The organism is Inconstantimicrobium porci (assembly GCF_009696465.1).
Classification (GTDB): Bacteria; Bacillota; Clostridia; order Clostridiales; family Clostridiaceae; genus Inconstantimicrobium; species Inconstantimicrobium porci.
Genome location: NZ_VULX01000072.1, coordinates 1 through 1,334, shown reverse-complemented (window position 1 = coordinate 1,334; position 1,334 = coordinate 1). Strand labels below are relative to the sequence as shown.

1 protein-coding gene is annotated in these 1,334 nt (G+C 32.5%); it reads right to left on the bottom strand.

The features are described from left to right. Window positions 1-408 precede the first annotated feature (408 nt). Window positions 409-1,334, bottom strand: a 926-nt coding sequence (locus FYJ33_RS15980) for an ABC transporter substrate-binding protein (RefSeq protein ID WP_154532957.1), incomplete at its 5' end; no start/stop codon positions are given.

Sequence of the window (1,334 nt, the reverse complement as noted above, 5' to 3'; positions counted from 1 at the left end):
ATAATGGTCATAAAAATAGAGGATGTATAAAATATATATCTACCGGAACCGATTATCGGGCATCCGTTGATGAAACATCAGATTATTTTAAACTATACTACTCAAAAAGGACAGAATCCGAAAGATATAATCCAATATTTTACATTCTATCATCCTCATGGGGCTAGTATACCCTTTTTTGAGTCACTTTATTAATAAAAAACCTAACTTTTCCAAAATATTTCTCTATATCAATATTAAATTTTTAAAGATCAATTATGCTCATGTCTAATTAATTATACTTTTGAACTCCCCTTAAGGGGAGTTCAAACAAAATGCAAAATTCTAAATCTTGAATTCTAGATTAAAGGGTAAACTATAATGATATAGCTAGTTATATTATCATTATAGTAAGCACTTTAAGCTGTCTTATTTTAATTTTTCCATTGAAGTTTTGGCAAAATCGTTATTTACTATAGTATTAAATGGAGGTCTTATAGGCAGAAGTGACTTGTCATAGTCCTGTATAATATCCATAAGCCTTGCTGTATCCTCCTCTTTAATTGCAGGGGTACTTGCAAAAGCATCTATTTTCCTGTAATTTTTAGTTACAGTTTCTAGTGAAGATATTTCAGTACCAGGGAAGAAGCTCTTTATTGAATATGCAACCTCTTTGTCACTATGTGATTTAACCCATAGTTGTCCCTTATAGATGGCATTAGTAAAGTGTTGAATCAGGTCTTTATTTTTGTCCATATATGATTTGGTTGTAAAATAGCATGTATAAGGTATAGAACCGGCTTCTGCACCAATTGATGATACAACATAACCTGATTTTGTCTGCTCAATTGCAGATGCTGTAGGTTCAAACAATGCTACGAAATCCCCAGTACCGCCTTTAAATGCACCACCAGTATTAGCAAAAGATATATTTGTAATCATCTTAATATCTTTCTTTGGATCAATATTATTTTTTTTCATTACGTATTCAAGTGCCATTTCAGGAACTCCACCAGGTCGTCCTCCAATGACCTCTTTTCCTCTGATATCATTCCATGTAAAGTTTTTATAATCTTGTCTGCTTACAAGAAAAGATCCATCTCTTTGTGTAAGTTGTGCAAAAAGAATTGGATAATCTTCACGTCCCTGATTATAGATATAAAAAGTCTGCTCAGGTCCACAGAATCCAATGTCAGCACTTTTGGATAAAACTTGCTGCATTGTTTTATCTGCTCCTTGACCTGTTGATAGTTCAATATTTATTCCTTCTTCCTTGAAGAACCCTTCATTTATAGCAACATACATTGGAGCGTAGAAAACAGATCTTGTTACTTCATTTAATCTTACTGTCTTTA